Origin of the sequence: Bradyrhizobium sp. CB82, from assembly GCF_029714405.1 — a bacterium.
GTDB lineage: Bacteria > Pseudomonadota > Alphaproteobacteria > Rhizobiales > Xanthobacteraceae > Bradyrhizobium.
The window spans coordinates 326,977-344,182 of sequence record NZ_CP121650.1 but is presented as its reverse complement, the minus strand read 5'-3'; the positions used below and the strand labels follow the sequence as shown (position 1 = coordinate 344,182).

Below are 17,206 nucleotides of genomic sequence, written 5' to 3'. Positions count from 1 at the left end.
CGTCAACGATCGGCGTATCTTCTGGACGACCAGATGCAGGAGATGGTCATGGCACAGTCTCGCGGCGGGCTGCCGGTTTCTCGCCTTGCGGTTTCAACGGTCACGCTGTTCGGTTCGGAGGCGGCGCTCGCCGCACAGGGGCCGGGCGTCGAAGCCGGCACGGCGAGCCCATTGGCACAAGCCGTGATGGCGATCCTGGTCTATGGCGCGTCCGCACTCGTCGTCGGCGTCGGCCTGATCGGTGCGCTGCGCGGTCGTTAGGCGCGAGACGTCAACCGCGTCGCCAGTAGCAGCTCATCCGCGGCACGATCACCGTGCCGCTCGGCCGATATTCCTGCACATAGGTGGCGTTGCATTCGCGCACCGCGTCAGGGCCGGGATTGTAGCGCGGATAGACCCCATCCGGCGTCTCGTACGGCACCACGCGGAGCCGCGGCCGGCGGCGCGGAGACGGGGCATCCGGCGGCAGGACATCTGGCGGAAAGGCCTGGGCCAGCTTGATGCCCGCAGCCGCGGTCCGGGCTTGCGCGCCGGCGTCAGGCAACAAAAAAAGCGAAAACAACCCCATGCAAAGCAAAATCAATGCTGTTCCCGCCCGCATCATACCACCCACCTGAACCGTCCCCATCGAGGCGCCGTACGCTCCCCGTTTTGGCGCCGCGCGTCAACCTTGCCGCGATCATAAAGCGGGATGCATCGCCATGGAACCCGCGCTAAGAGAGGGCATGTGGACGGAATTGAAAGCGCCCTCGCTGGCCGAAATGGAAGTGGTGGCGCATGACATCTTCGAGCGGCTGCCCAAACAGTTTCGCGATCTCTGCGAAGGCGTGATCATCCGCGTCGACGACTTCCCGACCGAGGACGTCCTGGACGAGATGGACTGCGAAAGTGAGTTCGACCTGCTTGGCCTGTTCCAGGGGGTCGGCCTACCGCAGCAGAGCCTTGGCGACGTGGCGCGACTGCCGAACATGGTCTGGCTCTATCGCCGGCCGATCCTGGACTACTGGGCGGAGCACGAGGAGAGCCTCGGCCATATCGTGCGCCATGTGCTGATCCACGAGATCGGCCACCATTTCGGCCTGTCGGACGACGATATGGCCGCGATTGAGTCTGGGGCTGATTAGGACGCGCCAGCAGGTGCGCCCCCTCTCCCGCTTGCGGGAGAGGGCTGGGGAGAGGCTGTCTCCGCAATGGGACAATCCCCAAGCGGAAAGAACCCTCACCCGGCGCTGCGCGCCGACCTCTTCCGCATGCGGGAGAGGCGCAATCCCGATGCCGCACCAGTCCGGCCTCAAGCCCCGCAAGCGGGAGAGGTAAGGCAGACCTGCCGAATTTGGCCTAGGATTTGGGCCTCGATCGCGATAAATAGCCGTTCTCCTGTACCATCCCCGGGAAGCGCAACCATGGACAAGTTCACCACGCTGGAAGGCGTCGCGGCACCGCTGAAGATCATCAATGTCGACACCGACATGATCATTCCGAAGCAGTATCTGAAGACCATCAAGCGCACCGGCCTTGGCAAGGGGCTTTTCTCCGAGCAGCGCTACAAGGACGACGGCAGCGAGAATCCGGACTTCGTGCTCAACCAGCCGGCCTACCGCAACGCCAAGGTGATCGTTGCCGGCGACAATTTCGGCTGCGGCTCGAGCCGCGAGCACGCGCCCTGGGCGCTGCTCGACTTCGGCATCCGCTGCGTGATCTCGACCTCGTTCGGCGACATCTTCTACAATAACTGCTTCAAGAACGGCATTCTGCCGATCCGCGTCTCCCAGGCAGACCTCGACAAGCTGTTCGACGATGCCGAGCGCGGCGCCAATGCGACGCTCACCATCGACCTGCCGAACCAGGAGATCCGCGGTCCCGACGGCGGCAAGGTCAAGTTCGAGATCGATCCGTTCCGCAAGCACTGCCTGATCAACGGCCTGGACGACATTGGCCTCACGATGGAGAAGAAGGCCTCGATCGACACCTACGAGGAAAAGCTCAAGCGCGAACGCGCTTGGGCCTGAACTTGGGCCTGAACTTGGGCCTGAGATCGGCCACCGTTTCGAGCCCCGGTGCTGACGGCGCCGGGGCTTGTTGTTTGCTCGCTTGTTCTTTGCCCGCTTGTTCTTTGCCCTCCTGCGTTTGTCATCTATAGCTTCCGCGTATGTTGCCCGACGTCGTCACCTTCTGGCATGGCCCGATGGATGCGCTGCGCCAGACCTGTCTGCGCTCGCAGCTCGCGGCCGGCCACAAGGTCACCGTCTACAGCTTCGACACCATTCCGGGTCTGCCCGCGGGCGTCGACAATGCCGAGGCCGAAGCGATCCTGCCGCACGTGTTCTCCGAAAAGCTGCGGCCGCCGCAGCCGGACGGAAGCTGGCGCGACTGGACCACGCTGCAATTCAGCGACTTCTTCCGGATGAAGCTGATGGCGAAGGGCGCTGGCCTGTGGCTCGACGCCGATGTGCTGCTCCTGAAGCCTGTCGAGATCGATCCGGCAAAACCCTATTTCGCCTGGGAGCGGCCGCGCCAGCTCGGCAACTCCGTGCTCTATCTGCCGGCGAAGCACGGCATCATCAGCGCATTCGAGGCGCTGATGGAGCAGGAGGAGCTGACGCCGGACTGGCTATCATTGCGCCATCGCCTGACCTTTGCGATGCGCCGCCTGCGCGGCGGCTCGAACCGGCTCTCGGATATTCGCGTCGCGATTTATGGCCCCGCTGCGCTGACCGCACTCGCGCATCGCTTCGGCGAATTGCAGCAGGCACTGCCGAAGCAATCGTTCTACGCCGTGCACGCCGAGCCAAAACTGTTCTTCGAACCGTCCAACTATCTCGGCCTCATCGCCAACCCCGACATCATCGGCCTGCACATCTCGCCCAAGGGTCGCGGTGGCCAGAAGCCGATTCCTGGGAGTCTGTACGCCTGGGCAGCGGAGCGGTTTGCGTAACAACTCTGCTCTCGTGCCCCGGACGCAGGGGCAGCGCGAAGCGATGCGCTGCTGAGCCGGGGCCCAGCGATGAAAGCGAGATAGGTCCCGGCTCTGCGCAGCAGCGTTTCACGCTGCAGCGCGTCCGGAACACGAGATCAGCAGCCCGCTGATTCCAATTTGATCCAGCGCAACGAAATTTCCTGCATGTCTGCTCTATTGCCTCCAATACCGATGGAGCTTCGAGATGAGCACCCAGAGCAGACCCTATCCCGTGGTTCAGGACCTCATCGATTCCTTTGCCGGCTGGCTGAAGCATCGCCGCGAGCTGAACGAGATGCGGCAGCTCGATCGTTCCGATTTCAACCGGATCGCGAGCGATCTGCGCGTGTCGCCGGTTGACCTCGAAGAGCTGGTCCGTCACGGCCATCATGCCGCCGATGAGCTTCCCAAGATGCTCGAACAGCTCGGCATCAGCGAAGAGCAGCTCGGCCGCGCGCAACCGCTTCTGCTGCGTGATATGGAACGGGTCTGCGCGCTGTGCCGTAACAAGCCGCAATGCGACCGCGATCTCGCCGACGGCAGCGCTGCGGAGAACTATCACGGCTATTGCCCGAACGCGTCCACGCTGACGTCACTCGATCGCGCCGATCTCGCGCCGCACTGAGACGCCTGAGGTTTTGCCGCACGAAGGCCCGACTTACTTGGCTCTCAGCAGCGGACTTACGTCGCCGGCGTCCGTGACGCCGAGCATCCGCCCAGCTCGAGCGGCTCTAGCCTTTCCCCATCGCCGCGATCGCGTCCGCGATCTCGATCGTGCGGCGCGCCATGTCGGCGTGCAGCCGCTCCACCATCTGGCCGTCGAGGCGGATTGCGCCGCGCGAGACGTTCTCCGGCAATTCGAACGCCGCGATGATTTTTCGGGCGCGCGCGACATCCTCTTCGGGTGGCGTGAAGATCGCGTTGCAGGCTTCGATCTGCGAGGGATGAATCAGTGTCTTGCCGTCGAAGCCGAGATCGCGGCCTTGCGCGCATTCCGTCGCAAAGCCGCTCGAGTTGTTGATGTCGCTATAGGGCCCGTCGAGGATTTCGAGGCCGTGCGCGCGCGTCGCCAGGATGCAGTGGGTCATCATCGGGATCATCGCGGCGCGGCCCGGCAGCATCCTGATCCGCGTCTCGCGCGAAATGTCGTTCGGTCCGAACACGTAGCCGACGAGGCGGGTGACCGGATCGCGCGCGGCGGCCGAGAGCTCTTCCGCGTGCAGCACCGCGCGCGCGGTTTCGATCATGGCCCAGACCTTCACCGTCGGAGCCGCGCCGAGCTCGGCCAGCCGGCTGCCGATCATGTCGAGATCCTCGACGCTGGAGACCTTCGGAACCAGGATGCCATCCGGCGATACCTTGGCGGCCATGGCGACGTCATCGGCCCACCAGGGCGTATCGAGGCCGTTGGTCCGGATCAGGATCTCGCGCTTGCCAAAACCTCTGGCGGCAATCGCGGCCGCGATCTGGTCCCGCGCCACCGCCTTGGCGTCGGGAGCGACGGAATCCTCAAGATCCAGGATCAGGCCGTCGGCCGCCAGGTTGCGGGCCTTTTCCAGCGCGCGGGGGTTGGAGCCGGGCATGAACAGGTGGCTGCGGCGCGGACGGGTCATGCTGGCGCTCCCTTGAAGTTCAAGTGTGTTCCCTCAGGAGCCGATAGCACCTGGCCTGCCTATTCGAAAGGCTTGTTCGCCCCTGCGGTATATGATTAGGCATAGGCCATGATCACATTCCCTGAGCACTTGCTGCAAGGCTACAAGGCCTTCGCCACCCAGCGATTGCCGGCCGAGCAGAGCCGCTACCGCGAGCTGTCGGTGAAAGGGCAGTCGCCCGAAGTGATGGTGATCGGCTGCTGCGATTCCCGCGTCTCACCCGAAGTGATCTTCGACGTCGGCCCGGGCGAGCTCTTCGTCGTCCGAAACATCGCCAATCTGGTGCCGGTGTATCAGCCCGACGAGAATGCGCATGGCGTCTCGGCGGCGCTGGAATATGCCGTGACGGTGCTGCGCGTCAAACACATCGTGGTGCTCGGGCACGCGCAATGCGGCGGCATCCGCGCCTTCGTCGACAAGATCGAGCCGCTGACGCCGGGCGACTTCATCGGCAAATGGATGCAGATGTTCATCAAGCCCGGCGAGGTCGTCGAGCAGCGCAACCACGAGACGATGGCGCAATTCGTCGAGCGCATCGAGAAGGCCGCGGTGTTCCGCAGCCTCGAAAACCTCATGACCTTCCCGTTCGTGCGCAAGGCTGTCGATACCGGCCAGATGCAGCTCCACGGCGCTTATTTCGGCGTCGCGGAAGGATCTCTGTTCGTGCTCGACAAGGTCGCGAAGGAATTCAAGAGCGTACGCGACGCGGCGTGAGTTCGTAAGGTGGGCAAAGGCGCGAAGCGCCGTGCCCACCTCCCGCCGCCGCCTGGCCACGCCTTGACGGACCCGAGCACGGCGTCATGCTCACAGCAATCGGACCTCGCTTTAATGGTTGCTACGCAGATCCTACGCCTACGGCAGCTCGTTACGCCGCCTTCTTCTTCGCGGTGATCAGCTTGCGGTTGATCAAAACTTCGGCGATCTGGATCGCATTCAGCGCGGCGCCCTTGCGAAGATTGTCCGACACGCACCAGAACGCGAGACCGTTCTCCACCGTGGCGTCCTCGCGGATGCGGCTGATATAGGTCGCGTCCTCGCCGGCCGCCTCGTACGGCGTGGCGTAGCCGCCGGGCTCCTGCTTGTCGATCACGAGGCAGCCGGGCGCCTTGCGCAGGATCTCGCGCGCCTCGTCTGGCGCGAGCGGGGTCTCGAACTCGACGTTGACGGCTTCCGAATGACCGACGAAGACAGGCACGCGCACGCAGGTCGCGGAGAGCTTGATCTTGGGATCAAGGATCTTCTTGGTCTCCGCCATCATCTTCCACTCTTCCTTGGTGTAGCCGTCCTCCATGAAGACGTCGATGTGGGGGATGACGTTGAAGGCGATGCGCTTGGGGAATTTCTTCGCGACCAGCTCGTCATTGGTGTAGACGGCCTTGGTCTGCGAGAACAATTCGTCCATCGCGTCCTTGCCGGCGCCCGAGACCGATTGATAGGTCGAGACCACGACGCGCTTGATGGTGGCCTTGTCGTGCAGCGGCTTCAGCGCGACGACGAGCTGCGCGGTCGAGCAGTTCGGGTTGGCGATGATGTTCTTCTTGGCGAAGCCCTTGGTCGCATCGGCATTCACCTCGGGCACGATCAGCGGCACGTCCGGATCCATGCGCCAGGCCGAGGAATTGTCGATCACGACCGCGCCGACGGCGCCGATCTTCGGTGACCATTCCTTCGAGACCGAGCCGCCCGCCGACATCAGGCAGATGTCGATGTCGGAGAAGTCGTAGTGCTCGAGCGCTTTGACCTTCAAGGTCCGATCGCCATAGGAGACCTCGACGCCGACGCTGCGGCGTGAGGCCAACGCCACGACCTCGTCCGCGGGGAATTTGCGCTCATCGAGGATGTTGAGCATCTCCCGTCCGACATTGCCGGTCGCTCCAACGACTGCGACTTTGTAACCCATCGTTCACTCTCCGATGAAAAAGGCCTTCCGAAAGCTGTGCGCTTAAGCAGGAAGAGCAGCGCTTCTATGCGAGAACCGCCCTCAAGACAACGTTTGACCGTGCCAGAAGGCATTGGATGCCGCCGTACCATGCCCCCGCGGCCGCACTTCCCAGAACCTGGGTCCATCTGGCACTCCTAGGCTTCGCCGACGAGATCGTTGGCACGCTGGCGCGCCTGTTCGCCTATCTGGGGACGCTGGCGCTGCTTGGCATCCTGTTGCTTGCCACACTCGGCCAGTTGCCGAGCCTGCATGACGACGAGGTAGCGACAAGGCCAGGCTGGAACGTGGCCGACCGCTCGCGTCCGGCCTTTGCCGTCAGCCGGCTCGATTCCAACGGTAAAACAGCCGCTTACATCATCCTTCGGCATCCCGAGGGCGGCCGCATGGACGTCATGCGCTGGGTCGGCGATCCGCCGGTGCCAGTCGCCGAGCTCGAAATCTACCGCCCCGGCGGCGAGTTCGATCCGGCGGCACGCCTGCCGGCCCGGAGGGGCCTCAAGGACGCGACGCCGATCGAGGAAGCCGGCGTCATCGACAGCAAGTTCGGGCCCGTAGCCCTGTATCGCCCGAGCGGGCAGGCGTCGGGCTGTCTCGGCTATGTCAAGCGGATCGTGGAGCCCCCGCTTCAGATCTCCGGCTGGTCGTGCCAGGGTGACGCACTGCCCGCCCGGCGCGCCGCAATCGCCTGCACATTGAACCGGCTGACGCTGCTCGCCTCCGGCAACGAGCCGAAGCTGGCCGAATTGTTCGCCCATGCCGAGCTCAAGCGCCGCTCTTGCCGCACCCCTGCTGCCGCGGACTGGCTGATGGTCGCTGGAAATGCGCAGCTGCGCGGCGCGCTTTGACGCGCATCAAGCCCAAGTGGCTGGTTTTCATGCAACTTTTGGTCGTTGCTACAATTATTCCGGCGCGGTGTGACCCAATTGACCTAGTTCCGGCCACGCCCGGCGCGCTAGTATGGGGCGAAATCGATTGGCGGCCCTGCCGCCTGAAGGGGACGTGATGAGCTCGAAATTCTCTGCCGCGAACAAATTGGCGATCTGGCTTGCGGCCGGCGCTGTTGCCGCCATCGGCCTGACCGCCTCGGCCGATGCCAGGACCAAGCGCACCTATGACGATCGCGGTCGCGTCTATTACGGACCGGGCGGCCCCAACGTTGTTTATCAGCAGGGCCCGCGTACCCGCATCTATGTCAGCAAGCGCTCCTGGCTGGACGGCGGCACCGAGGTCAATCCGGGCGACCGCAAGTTCTCCGACTATGCCTTCCCGCCTGCGATCGGCTATCCGACCTTCGCGCGTGAGAACAACAACCGTCCGATCGATCGCCAGCCGCTCTCGCCGCCGGCCGATCTCGGCGGTTACCCCACGGCGTTCCCGCTGTACTAGAAGCGTTAGCCGATCAGATTGCAAATAGCCGGCGGCGGCGAAGTAGTTCCTAGACTCTGCGGGCGTGTAGGTGTCGACGATGCGCCCGATCGCATCCCAAAGGCCGCCGATGGTCCGTTCGGCGGCCTTTCGCAAGTGTGCTTTGAGCTTGGCGAAGGCGTTCTCAATCGGATTGAGGTCGGGGCTGTAGGGCGGGAGATAGAGGAGCGTGGCGCCGGCCGCCTCGATCATCTTGCGTATGCGTGGTCCTTTGTGGCTGGACAGGTTGTCCATGATGACGATGGCGTGTTCCGGCAGCTCGGGGACGAGCACTTTTTCGACATAGGTCTCAAAGGCGTCGCGGTTGATGGGGCCATCGAGCACCCATGGAGCGATGATGCCGTTCGTGGTGAGGGCGGCTACGCAGGTTGTCGTTTTCCAGTGACCGTGAGGAATGCTGGCCACCGCGCCGGCAGCGGCCGTGTGTTCGCGCCATGTTGGTCGATGCCCAAGTCTCATCAATGAAGACGAGGCGATCCCGGTCGAGCTTGTCCTGGCTCTCGCGCCAAGCCTCGCGGTCCTTCAAAACGTCCGGACGGTTCTGCTCTGCGGCATGGGCAGTCTTTTTTTGCGCGTGATCTTGTGACGTTCGAAGAAGCGGCGGATCGTGCCATAGCCAAAGGATAGGCCTTGTTTGCTCAAGCTGTGCCGCAATTCCTCAATGGTGATATCGGGCGACGCCTCGAGCAAAGCTATGATCGCCGCCTGGTGAGCATCGATCCGGTGCGATTTGCGATCACCGCCTTGAGCCTTTGGCAGAGCATCGCCTTGCTCCCGCTCGCGCGTTCGCCAACGGCTTACGCTGGCCGGGCTCACTCCAAATCGCTCAGCAGCCTGCCGGCCTGAAACGCCGCTCTCAATACAGCTAAGAACACGTTCGCGAAGATCCATCGACAACGGTTTCGCCATGCTCGCCGGCCTCCGGTCCCGGCCAACAGCTTGAATCAGGAAACCGCTGATTTGGGAATCCCCAACGATTCAGTAAGATGGGCTACCGCTCTAGTAACAACAGCTACGCCTGAATCGAAATGGCCGGGCATTGCCCGGCCATTTTGTTTGGGAAATAAAAGGTTGGGCAAAGGCGCTCTTGCGCCGTGCCCACCATCTCTCAGCAATGACGACAGAAGTGGTGGGCACGCTGCGCTTTGCCCACCCTTGCTACGATTGCTACAACTCTGCTGCGCTTACGCGTGCAGCTTCTGCAATTCCTTCAAGATCGCTTCGCCCATCTGCGTGGTGGAGGCGGCGGTCGTGCCTTCCGACTTGATGTCGGCAGTGCGCAGGCCGCTCGCCAGCACGGCTGATATCGCGGCGTCCAGCTTGTCGGCGAGCGCGCCCATATCGAAGGAGTAGCGCAGCGCCATGCCGAAGGAGGAGATCATCGCGATCGGGTTGGCGAGGCCCTTGCCGGCGATGTCGGGCGCCGAGCCGTGCACGGGCTCATACAGCGCCTTGCGCTTCTTGCTCTTCACATCCACTTCGCCGAGCGAAGCCGAGGGCAGCATGCCGAGCGAGCCGGTCAGCATCGCCGCGATGTCCGACAGCATGTCGCCGAACAGATTGTCGGTGACGATCACGTCGAACTGCTTGGGCCATTTCACCAGCATCATGCCGCCGGAATCGGCGAGCTGATGCTCGAGCGTCACGTCCGCGTATTCGCGCTTGTGGACTTGCGTCACCACCTCGTTCCAGAGCACGCCAGACTTCATGACGTTGCGCTTCTCCATCGACGTCACCTTGTTGCGGCGCTTCCTGGCGAGGTCAAAGGCGACACGGGCGATGCGCTCGATCTCGTAGGTGTCGTAGACCTGGGTATCGATGGCGCGCTTCTGGCCGTTGCCGAGATCGGTGATGGTCTTGGGCTCGCCGAAATAGACGCCGCCGGTGAGCTCGCGCACGATGACGATGTCGAGGCCCTCGACGGCCTCACGCTTCAGGCTCGATGCGTCCGCGAGGGCCGGATAACAGACGGCAGGGCGGAGGTTGGCGAACAAAGCGAGATCCTTGCGCAGCCGGAGCAGGCCGGCTTCGGGGCGCACCTCATAGGGCACGGCATCCCACTTCGGGCCGCCGACCGCACCGAAAATGACGGCATCGGCGTCCTTGGCCTTGGCCATGTCGCCCTCGGAGATCGACACCTTGTGCGCGTCATAGGCGGCGCCGCCGACGAGGCCGGTATCGGTCTCGAATTTGGCGATCCCTGCCGCATTGAGCCAGTCGATCAGCCGCTTCACCTCGCCCATCACCTCGGGGCCAATGCCGTCACCGGGGAGCAGCAGCAGTTTATGGGTCGCCATGGTCAATTTTCCTCTCGATCTCACCGCGTCATTCCGGGGCGCGAGCAAGGCGAGCGAGCCTGGAATCCATCTGGCCACGGAACAGGCGGCGAAATGGATTCCGGACTCGCGCATCCAAGTCGGCTGTTGCCGGCTTGAGCACCACCTAAGTCCCAACTCGGGTAAGCCCGAGTTAGGCGGCGCGCCCCGGAATGACGGTTGGCCGGAGTGCTAGAGCGGCGTTGCGCGCTTGGCAAGACACCATTGCCGCGGCGCGGCTTTGCAAGGCGCACCGGGCCTGCCACAATCGGCATTGCCGGAGTACCCCTTGCACGCCCCTGACCGTCCGCCACTCAAGGCGCGCCCTGCGCGGCTGATCCTGACGCTGTCGCTGGCGGCGACTATCGGGCTCGGCATCGGCCGCTTTGCCTATGCTGCCGGACATGCGGGACGGCCTGAACTGGTCCTACTCGGCCGCCGGCTTCATGAATACCATCAACGCCGTCGGCTACCTTGCGGGCGCCCTGATGGCCTCGCGGCTGGTCAAGCGGGTGGGCTGGTCGGCCGCGATCCGCGGCGGAACACTGGCCTGCCTTGCGGCGCTCGCCGTCTGCGCGCTGACCGGCAATTTCATTGCGCTCAGCCTGGCGCGGCTGGTGCCGGGCCTTGGCGCCGCGGCGGACTTCGTCGCCGGCGGTGCGCTGGCCGCGACCATCGCGCAGTCGCATCCCGAGCGGGCGAACTTCCTGCTCAGCCTGTTCTATGCGGGACCCGGCGTCGGAATTCTCGCCTCCGGGCTGATTGCGCCATTCACGCTGCAATATTTCGGACCGGGCTCGTGGTGGATCGTGTGGTGGGCGCTGACGCTGCTCTCGGCCGTCATGACGATCCCGCTGTTTTTGATCCGTTTGAGGAGCTTGCGAAGCAAGCGTCTCGAAGGATGTGGGCCACAGGCGGGGCCTCATGGTTCGAGACGCGCTTCGCGCTCCTCACCATGAGGGTTCGTGACACAGTAAGGTTCGCGAAGCGTAATCCACCTCTTCCGTCTCCGCGGCGGCAGAAGTGGTGGGTTAGGCCTTCGGCCAAACCCATCCTTGTATTAGCCCGATCTCTTATGATGGTGCCGTTCCGTGAGGAATGGCCCAGCCCGGGTGACGGCCCGAGCTGGGTCGCCGTTCGATCGGATCGGTACCCATCGAAGCCTTAAGGGCTGTCCGACGTAGCGAGATCGCGACCGGCACTTCATCGGGACCCGAATGGTTGAACGAACTTGAGGTTCGCATAACAAGGGAGGGATCGACGAAGATGGGCAAGCATACCACGACCTGTGCCGGGGTCGATACCGGCAAACGGAAGCTTGATGTGGCGATCGAGGGCCGCCGCGAGCAGTTGCAGGTGGAGAACACGTCGGAAGGTCACGAGGCTTTGTTGGCGTGGCTGCGACAGCATCGCGTCAAGCGCATCGGCATCGAGGCGAGCGGCGGTTACGAACAGCCTGTCGTCGCTGAACTGCGACGCAAGCGGTTTGTGGTTGTGGTGTTTCAGCCGGCTCAGGTCCGGGCCTATGCCAAATTCCACTTGCGGCGGGCCAAGAACGATAAGATCGATGCTGCTCTTATCGCAGCTTGCACCGCAGCGGTGCGGAAGATCCATGCCGCTCCCGATCCTCGGTTGCGGCCATTCGCCGAGCAACTGACCATGATCGATCAGATCGGCGAGGATATCGCGCGCCTCAAGAACAGGATCGAGAGCTGCCGCAATGTAGGGATTAACCAGCTCTGGCATGAGGATATCGCGCGTTTGGAACAACGTGAGAAGGCCGCACTCAAGGCTCTGGTCGCCTCGATCTGCAAGCATCCCGACCTTGCCAAGAGGCTTGCGCTGATCAACAGCGTCGACGGCATCGGGCTGCCGACCGCCGTTGCCATCCTGGTGCGTCTGCCTGAGATCGGCCGGATCACACGGGAGCAAGCTGTCGCTCTCGCCGGACTTGCGCCCTATGACGACGACAGCGGCGACCAGGTCGGGGTTCGGCATATTGAAGGCGGACGAAAGCGGCTGCGTCGCGCCCTTTATACCGCTTCACTGGCTGCATCGTTTCGATGGAATCCACAGCTCATCGAGCTCTACCGCAGGCTGACCGCAGCCGGAAAGGAACACAAGCGCGCGCTCGTTGCCTGTGCCAGGAAGATGCTCATCTGGCTCGCGGCACGCCATGGTGCGGCGAACCGCCGGTGCGATCCTTCTCTGTTTCTTAGTTGGACCGGGACGAGTTTCTTCGTCCCGACCTACGGCCTCTCACGACGCCGCGCGCAGCGTCCGTCAAGGCTGGCCGTCGCTCGCCAGAACTCACCTTATCTGCCGCCAGGCCACGCCTTGACGGACGCGAGTACGGCGTCATCGTGGCGGGCTCGGATGATCAAAAGGGCGTAGAACACAGCCACCATTTAATGGTTGCTACGGCAGGGTAGCTAGCTTCCACTGAACGAATTGTACCCCTGGTCTTCCCAGTAGCCGCCCTTGTACTCGTTGGTGACTTCCATCGAGACCACATATTTTGGGTTCTTGAATCCGAGCTTCGTCGGCACGCGGATCTTCATCGGGTAGCCGTACGCGCGCGGCAGAATGTCGTTGGCATATTTGAATGTCATCTGCGTCTGCGGATGCAGCGCCGAGCGCATGTCGAGCGGGGAGTTGTAGCCATCCTTGTCGGCGCACTGGAACCAGACATATTTCGCGCGGGTGTCGGCACCGATCAGTTTCAGGAAATCGCGCAGCGGCGTGCCGGTCCAGCTGCCGATCGCACTCCAGCCCTCGACACAGATGTGGCGGGTCACTTGCGTGACTTGCGGGAGCTTGTAGAGCTCGTCCAATGTCCAGGACTTCTTGTTGTCGACGAGGCCGCGCACCTCGAGCCTCCAGTCCTTGCCGTCGAGGTCAGGCGCCTCGTCGAGATCGTAATAGCCGTTAAACGGGAACGGCTTGGTGATCGCGCTCTCAGGGAACGTCGGCGCCAGCGCGTCCGGATTGAAGATGAAGGCCTGCACGGCGTCGTTGAATTTCGAGACCGACTTCAGCATCTCTTCAGCCGACGAGGAATCGACGACGTCGCAGCCGGTGAGCAGGCTCAGCGCGCCGAGGCTGGCGCCGCCGGTGATAAAGCGGCGGCGGGTCAGGTCCGGCATCACCTTGAGCGAGTCCTTGACGAGGAGACGCTTGTCGACGCCCGGGATCAGGAATGAACGTTTCGCCATGACAGGTCTCCCGATCAGCGGCCGATGATCATGGCGCGCAGGCTCTTCGGCACGAGCAGCGCGAGCGCGACGTGGACCACGAGGAAGGCGCAGATCGCGGCCATGCAGAAGAAATGGACGTAGCGCGCGGTCGGATAGTCGCCAAACAGCATCACCAGCCAGTAGAGTTGCACGGGCTTCCATATCGACAGGCCGGACAGCACGATGAGCACGCCGACCACGATGATCCCGGCGTAGAGCAGCCGCTGCACATAGTTGTAGACGGTGAGATCGTCATGGCCGAGCTTGAGGGTCAGCGCCGCCCTGACGTCGTGGAGCACGCCGGACGGCGTGATCGGCAGCAGTTTTTTCCGGAAGCGGCCGGTGGCAAGGCCGGTGACGAGATAGGCGAGCCCGTTGATCATCAGGATCCACATCGCCGCGAAATGCCAGAGCAGCGCACCGCCGAGCCAGCCGCCGAGCGTGATGTGGCGGGAGAAGCTGAAATTGAACAGCGGGGAAGCGTTGTAGATCTGCCAGCCCGACATGATCATCAGGATCATGGCGAAGGCATTGATCCAGTGCATCACCCGCACCCAGGCCGGCTGGATGGTCCTGGCCTTGGTAGCGCTGATGGCAGCGTCGGCTGCGGCTAGGCTCGACATGGTGGTCCGTCCTCAGAGATCGCGTGACGATGAATATACGCCAGCGGCTGCGGTTTCGTTACGTCCTGCCAGCTATCGATTTGATACCCGAAAGGTATCTTGGTCACAAAAAAGCGAGCCGGGATCCCCGGCTCGCCGTTTCGCGCGTCCTGTTCGGGGATGAAACAGGGCGTGTCGGTGTTACGTCGACGGCATCAGCACGCTATCGACCACATGAATGACACCGTTGGACTGATTGACGTTGGAGATCGTCACCATGGAGGTGCCGCCCTTGGCGTCAACGATCCAGGTCTTGCCGTCCATCTTCTTGACCGTCAGTTCCTCGCCTTCGGCGGTCTTCAGCTTCTTGCCGTCGGTGAGGTCGGAGGCCTCGAGCCTGCCGGGCACGACATGGTAGGTCAGGATCTTGGTCAGGGTCGCCTTGTTCTCAGGCTTGACCAGGGTGTCGACGGTGCCGGCCGGCAGCTTGCCGAAGGCCGCGTTGGTCGGCGCGAACACCGTGAACGGGCCCTTGCCTTCCAGCGTCTGCACCAGGCCGGCGGCCTTCACCGCGGCCACCAGCGTGGTGTGGTCCTTGGAGTTGACGGCGTTCTGGATGATGTTCTTGGAGGGGAACATCGCGGCCCCACCGACCATGACGGTCTTTTCCTCGGCGCGAGCCGGCGCGACGACGGCTGAGGTGATGGCGAGCGCGCTGAAAGCGGCAGCGGCGAGATAGGCAATACGCTTCGACATGGAGAGTCTCCCGATCATTGGATGAAGTCCTGCAACAACAGCGCCCGATGTTGAGGCAGCAGCGCCGTCGTTGGGCCGAACTACGGGAGATTTTGCGAGACGGTTTCGGAGTATAATTTATTGTGATGCGTGAAACTTTGGGTCGGCATGTCCGTGTGATGGCGCTGCGTCCTCACACGGGATGCCGCGGCAACCACGAATGTGTCGTCAATCCCTGCTCAGCGGCGTCTGGATGAAGCCGCGATTGTGGGTCGGGCTGATCAGCACCTCGTTGATGCAGACGCGCGGCGGCATGGAGGAGGTTGATCTCGACGAGCTTGTCCCAACCCTCCAGTTCCAACTCATTCCAGCTTCGCCTGGGAACGTTGATACCGGCGCTGTTGACCAGGAGGTCGATGCGGCCGTGTTTCGCCAGTATTGCGCCTTCTGGACATCGGCGGCAACGCTGACATCGAGCGGGATCGCTCCGCCGCCCCGCCAGCTTTGGCGATCTTGACGACCACGGCATCCAGCGCGTCCTTGCGCCGGCCGGACACCACCACCGTCCAGCCGTCGGCCGCGAGCGCCTCCGCGCCGGCCTCCCCGATCCCGCTGCCGCCGCCCGTGACCCAGGCCACGCGTTTCCTTGCCGTTTGTCATGCAAACTGTCTCCGTTGCTTCATCGGGGCTGTTTTTGCTAATCCAGCCCTCGGTTTTGACCGGCCTTCGCCGGCGAGGAATGTTGCATGAACCAAGCTGCCAACGCCAATCTGTTTTCCCGCCTGTTCGATGACATCAAAGATCCGACGCGGCTTGCGATCGAGACCCATGACGGCAGACGCATCAGCTATGGCGAGCTGATCGCACGCGCGGGCCAGATGGCGAATGTGCTGGTCGAGCGCGGCGTGAAACCTGGCGACCGTGTCGCTGTGCAGGTCGAAAAATCCGTCGCCAACATCGTGCTGTATCTCGCAACCGTGCGGGCCGGCGCGGTCTATCTGCCGCTCAATACCGCCTACACGCTGAACGAGCTCGACTACTTCATCACCGACGCCGAGCCGTCGCTGGTGGTCTGCGATCCCTCCAAAACTGACGGCATCGCAGGGATCGCCGCCAAGGTGAAGGCCAAGATCGAGACGCTCGGACCGGACGGCAAGGGTTCGCTGACTGATGCGGCCGACAAGGCGAAGAGTGAGTTCGCCACCGTGGGGCGCACGAATGACGATCTCGCCGCGATCCTCTACACGTCAGGGACCACCGGCCGCTCAAAGGGCGCGATGCTGTCCCACGACAACCTCGCCTCGAATTCGCTGACGCTGGTCGACTGCTGGCGCTTCACCGACAAGGACGTGCTGATCCACGCGCTGCCGATCTACCACACCCACGGCCTGTTCGTGGCGACCAACGTCACGCTGTTCGCGCGCGCCGCGATGATCTTCCTGCCAAAGCTCGATCCGGACCTGATCATCAAGCTGATGGCGCGCGCCACCGTGCTGATGGGTGTGCCGACCTTCTATACCCGCCTGCTCCAGAACCCCGCGCTGTCGCGCGAAACCACAAAACACATGCGGCTGTTCATCTCGGGCTCGGCGCCGCTGCTCGCCGAAACCCATCGCGAATGGTCAGCGCGCACCGGTCATGCCGTGCTCGAGCGCTACGGCATGACCGAGACCAACATGAACACGTCGAACCCGTATGACGGCGAGCGCGTGCCCGGCGCGGTCGGCTTCCCGCTTCCCGGCGTCGCCGCGCGCGTCACCGACCCTGAAACCGGCAAGGAGCTGCCGCGCGACGAGATCGGCATGATCGAGGTGAAGGGCCCGAACGTATTCAAAGGCTATTGGCGCATGCCGGAGAAGACCAAGTCGGAATTCCGTCCCGACGGCTTCTTCATCACCGGCGACCTCGGCAAGATCGACGCCAAGGGCTACGTCCACATCCTCGGCCGCGGCAAGGATCTTGTGATCTCCGGCGGCTTCAACGTCTACCCGAAGGAAATCGAGAGCGAGATCGACGCCATGCCCGGCGTGATCGAATCCGCCGTGATCGGCGTGCCGCACGCCGATTTCGGCGAAGGCGTCACCGCGGTCCTCGTCTGCAACAAGGGCGCCGACGTCAGCGAAGCCTCGGTGCTGAAGGCGCTCGACGGTCGCCTCGCAAAATTCAAGATGCCCAAGCGCGTCTTCGTCGTCGACGAACTGCCGCGCAACACCATGGGCAAGGTGCAGAAGAACGTGCTGCGGGATACGTACAAGGATATCTACGCGAAGAAGTAGGGGCGCGCTTTTCCGGTCATTGCGCGGAGCCGTTGCGAAGAGTTGGCCACCGTCACGCTGTCATGGC

General features: G+C 63.2%; 17 protein-coding genes and 3 pseudogenes. 11 read left to right on the top strand and 9 right to left on the bottom strand.

Going from position 1 to position 17,206, the window contains the following annotated elements:
- The first annotated feature begins 48 nt into the window (after nt 1-48).
- The gene (locus QA640_RS01645) at nt 49-261 is read left to right on the top strand and encodes a hypothetical protein (RefSeq protein ID WP_283039048.1); all 213 of its coding nucleotides are present in this window, start codon (nt 49-51) and stop codon (nt 259-261) included.
- A gap of 10 nt (nt 262-271) precedes the next feature.
- On the opposite strand, the gene QA640_RS01640 is transcribed toward QA640_RS01645, so the two are convergent.
- The gene (locus QA640_RS01640; protein ID WP_283043089.1) at nt 272-568 is read right to left on the bottom strand and encodes a hypothetical protein; all 297 of its coding nucleotides are present in this window, start codon (nt 566-568) and stop codon (nt 272-274) included.
- A gap of 157 nt (nt 569-725) precedes the next feature.
- Here QA640_RS01640 and QA640_RS01635 point away from each other — a divergent pair, with 157 nt between their 5' ends.
- The 4 genes from QA640_RS01635 (at nt 726) to QA640_RS01620 (ending at nt 3,581) form a co-directional block, all read left to right on the top strand.
- Nucleotides 726-1,124, top strand: coding sequence for a metallopeptidase family protein (locus QA640_RS01635; protein WP_283043088.1), 399 nt, complete (start codon nt 726-728; stop codon nt 1,122-1,124).
- Nucleotides 1,125-1,403: 279 nt separating this feature from the next.
- Complete coding sequence (leuD, locus tag QA640_RS01630) at nt 1,404-2,009, top strand: 3-isopropylmalate dehydratase small subunit (protein WP_283039047.1); 606 nt, start codon at nt 1,404-1,406, stop codon at nt 2,007-2,009.
- Nucleotides 2,010-2,149: 140 nt separating this feature from the next.
- Nucleotides 2,150-2,935, top strand: coding sequence for a hypothetical protein (locus QA640_RS01625; RefSeq protein WP_283039046.1), 786 nt, complete (start codon nt 2,150-2,152; stop codon nt 2,933-2,935).
- 226 nt (nt 2,936-3,161) lie between these two features.
- Nucleotides 3,162-3,581: a hypothetical protein gene (locus QA640_RS01620; RefSeq protein ID WP_283039045.1), complete on the top strand. Its 420-nt coding sequence runs from the start codon at nt 3,162-3,164 to the stop codon at nt 3,579-3,581.
- Between the two features lie 106 nt (nt 3,582-3,687).
- Here QA640_RS01620 and QA640_RS01615 read toward each other — a convergent pair whose 3' ends face one another.
- On the bottom strand, nt 3,688-4,569 hold the full coding sequence (locus QA640_RS01615) for a CoA ester lyase (RefSeq protein ID WP_283039044.1): 882 nt from the start codon (nt 4,567-4,569) through the stop codon (nt 3,688-3,690).
- 108 nt (nt 4,570-4,677) lie between these two features.
- On the opposite strand from QA640_RS01615, the gene QA640_RS01610 reads away from it, so the two are divergent.
- Nucleotides 4,678-5,322, top strand: coding sequence for a carbonic anhydrase (locus QA640_RS01610; RefSeq protein WP_283039043.1), 645 nt, complete (start codon nt 4,678-4,680; stop codon nt 5,320-5,322).
- Between the two features lie 151 nt (nt 5,323-5,473).
- Here the strand turns inward: QA640_RS01610 and QA640_RS01605 are convergent, their stop codons facing one another.
- On the bottom strand, nt 5,474-6,508 hold the full coding sequence (locus QA640_RS01605; protein WP_283039042.1) for an aspartate-semialdehyde dehydrogenase: 1,035 nt from the start codon (nt 6,506-6,508) through the stop codon (nt 5,474-5,476).
- A 116-nt stretch (nt 6,509-6,624) separates the two neighbouring features.
- Here QA640_RS01605 and QA640_RS01600 point away from each other — a divergent pair, with 116 nt between their 5' ends.
- On the top strand, nt 6,625-7,395 hold the full coding sequence (locus QA640_RS01600; protein WP_283039041.1) for a hypothetical protein: 771 nt from the start codon (nt 6,625-6,627) through the stop codon (nt 7,393-7,395).
- Nucleotides 7,396-7,552: 157 nt separating this feature from the next.
- Entirely contained in the window at nt 7,553-7,936 is a 384-nt protein-coding gene (locus QA640_RS01595) for a hypothetical protein (protein ID WP_283039040.1), read from the top strand.
- A 24-nt stretch (nt 7,937-7,960) separates the two neighbouring features.
- Here the strand turns inward: QA640_RS01595 and QA640_RS01590 are convergent.
- Both QA640_RS01590 and leuB read right to left on the bottom strand, forming a co-directional pair.
- Nucleotides 7,961-8,884 (bottom strand): annotated as a pseudogene (locus QA640_RS01590) (IS630 family transposase); the annotation flags it as partial.
- A 275-nt stretch (nt 8,885-9,159) separates the two neighbouring features.
- Nucleotides 9,160-10,272 carry a 3-isopropylmalate dehydrogenase gene (leuB, locus tag QA640_RS01585; protein WP_283039039.1) on the bottom strand — a complete coding sequence of 371 codons (1,113 nt, stop codon included), beginning with the start codon at nt 10,270-10,272 and terminating at the stop codon, nt 9,160-9,162.
- A gap of 307 nt (nt 10,273-10,579) precedes the next feature.
- On the opposite strand from leuB, the pseudogene QA640_RS01580 reads away from it, so the two are divergent.
- Nucleotides 10,580-11,162: pseudogene (locus QA640_RS01580) on the top strand (YbfB/YjiJ family MFS transporter); the annotation flags it as partial.
- A 394-nt stretch (nt 11,163-11,556) separates the two neighbouring features.
- Complete coding sequence (locus QA640_RS01575) at nt 11,557-12,684, top strand: IS110 family transposase (RefSeq protein WP_283039038.1); 1,128 nt, start codon at nt 11,557-11,559, stop codon at nt 12,682-12,684.
- Between the two features lie 38 nt (nt 12,685-12,722).
- Here the strand turns inward: QA640_RS01575 and QA640_RS01570 are convergent, their stop codons facing one another.
- The 4 genes and pseudogenes from QA640_RS01570 to QA640_RS01555 form a co-directional block, all read right to left on the bottom strand.
- Complete coding sequence (locus tag QA640_RS01570; protein ID WP_283039037.1) at nt 12,723-13,505, bottom strand: molybdopterin-binding protein; 783 nt, start codon at nt 13,503-13,505, stop codon at nt 12,723-12,725.
- A 14-nt stretch (nt 13,506-13,519) separates the two neighbouring features.
- On the bottom strand, nt 13,520-14,149 hold the full coding sequence (locus tag QA640_RS01565; RefSeq protein WP_283039036.1) for a cytochrome b/b6 domain-containing protein: 630 nt from the start codon (nt 14,147-14,149) through the stop codon (nt 13,520-13,522).
- Nucleotides 14,150-14,329: 180 nt separating this feature from the next.
- On the bottom strand, nt 14,330-14,884 hold the full coding sequence (locus QA640_RS01560) for a fasciclin domain-containing protein (RefSeq protein WP_283039035.1): 555 nt from the start codon (nt 14,882-14,884) through the stop codon (nt 14,330-14,332).
- A gap of 207 nt (nt 14,885-15,091) precedes the next feature.
- A pseudogene (locus tag QA640_RS01555) lies at nt 15,092-15,501 on the bottom strand (SDR family NAD(P)-dependent oxidoreductase).
- Between the two features lie 108 nt (nt 15,502-15,609).
- Here QA640_RS01555 and QA640_RS01550 point away from each other — a divergent pair.
- Complete coding sequence (locus QA640_RS01550; protein WP_283039033.1) at nt 15,610-17,139, top strand: malonyl-CoA synthase; 1,530 nt, start codon at nt 15,610-15,612, stop codon at nt 17,137-17,139.
- The last annotated feature ends 67 nt before the right edge of the window (nt 17,140-17,206 follow it).